We start from the raw sequence: 1,857 nt of genomic DNA, 5'->3' as shown, positions 1-1,857 counted from the left end.
GATAACACCACCGGACGTGCGGGTCTCGCATCACGGCGGTTTCAACAACTATAGATTCCATCATAGAACAGGTCTGAAAGTAAGCTCCATCCCTCATCTTTGATGGTTTTGTTTGTTAGTGCTCTACATAGGATGAACGAGCCAGCAATTCTCCAATAAGACTTTGAGCTATTACCCCATTGATAAGCCTTATCTTTGTTTATACCTAGTTTCTCAAGTTCTTTAATCCTAGTACTAATCTTCTTCCATGTCTTCCAATACATTTGTCTGATTCTACGTCTTGTCCATCCGTCAATAGTTGTGACGAGTGATTTGCGTATACCTAGACGGAAGTAGTTGAACCATCCTCTTAAAACGGTATTAAGTTCTGTTTTGGTGGTGCTCCATCCTTTGGGACACCTCCTATCTGTCAGTGCCTTTATCTTGACTTTGAGCTTGGCTAAAGATTTCCTATGTACTGAAGCATGCCATTTTGTCGTTTCATCATTCTTCAGTTTCCTTTTAATGAAAGTGTAACCTAGGAATTTGACATCCTCCGACAGATGACATATTTTAGTTTTATCCTTGTTTATATTAAGAAAGAGTTTCTTTTCAATAAACTTCGTTATGCTTTCATAGGTTCTTTGTGCTGCTCTCTGACTCTTGCACATAATCATCATATCATCAGCATATCTGACAAAGTGATGGCCTCTCTTGTCTAATTCTTTATCAAGTTCATTCAAGAGAATATTTGCGAGAACGGGACTTACAGGACCGCCTTGAGGGGTTCCTATGGTTGGCGTTGTTATCTTTCCTTCATCCATAATCTTCGCTCTTAGGAATTTATGGATAAGTGAGATTACTCTACCATCCTTTATGGTTTCTGATAGCACTTGCAGTAGTTTGGAATGATTTACTGTGTCGAAGAATTTTGCCAAGTCTAGGTCAATTACGTATTCATATCCATCGTTTGCATTTGCTATCACTTTCCTAATAGCATCATGTGCACTTCGGTTTGGTCTGAATCCATAACTGTTATCTGAGAATATTGGTTCGAATTCTCGGCTCAGCTCTTGTGCTACTGCTTGTTGCACTAATCGGTCAATGACTCTAGGAATACCAAGTGGTCTCTTTTCGCCATTGTCCTTAGGAATATACACTCGCATTACAGGATGCTGTCTGTATTTTCCACTTTGGATGCGATTTGTTAGCTCGTGAGGATGTGACCTTATCCAAGGCTCTAGTTCGTCTACAGTCATATCGTCAATGCCGGCAGTGCCTTTATTTGATACAACCTGTCTGAACGCCTTGTTAAGGTTATCCTTTTCAAGTATCGATTCTAGAGTAATCACATCTATTCCTTCACCTACTCGTGATCTTCATCCCTCATGACCCCTTTTTCAACCTTTGTTTTACTCTTCGTCATATTCCGTGACTTATGCATCAACAATTTAGGTACACCTTATGGTTTTCTGCTTGCCGTCTTCAGGTTTGTCAATTTACTTTCAGCGGTTGTTGATTCAAGCCTTCGGTATATACTTCATACCTACTATGCTCTCTGCTGACTTCTCATCATTCGTTGTTACTACTTATTCGCTGATGAGACCTCCACGGGTAAGTACGTCAACTTTCCTCTCATGCACCCACCTCATTTACTACGCAGACTTTAACGGTCGGACTTTGGATTTCTGTTTCTATTGCAACATCATCCGTCTGCTAAGCCTTGTATGAGATTTCTGTTCGTTGGGTCGAGATTTTGCTAGATCTTCTTTCAGCCTACATCTCACGATGTACACCTTGATTTTCGCTATGATCTTGGCTCCGCACCTGATCTCAGGACTTGCACCTGTTAGCTAACGTACATGCCGTGCACACAAT

1 protein-coding gene is annotated in these 1,857 nt (G+C 40.9%); it reads right to left on the bottom strand.

Annotated elements, in window-relative coordinates:
• Nucleotides 1-41 precede the first annotated feature (41 nt).
• Complete coding sequence (gene ltrA, locus J5V48_RS09635) at nucleotides 42-1,331, bottom strand: group II intron reverse transcriptase/maturase (RefSeq protein ID WP_219938415.1); 1,290 nt, start codon at nucleotides 1,329-1,331, stop codon at nucleotides 42-44.
• Between the last annotated feature and the right edge of the window lie 526 nt (nucleotides 1,332-1,857).

It is taken from the genome of Succinivibrio faecicola, from assembly GCF_019448115.1.
Taxonomy (GTDB): Bacteria; Pseudomonadota; Gammaproteobacteria; order Enterobacterales; family Succinivibrionaceae; genus Succinivibrio; species Succinivibrio faecicola.
This window is presented reverse-complemented; position numbering and strand designations above follow the sequence as displayed.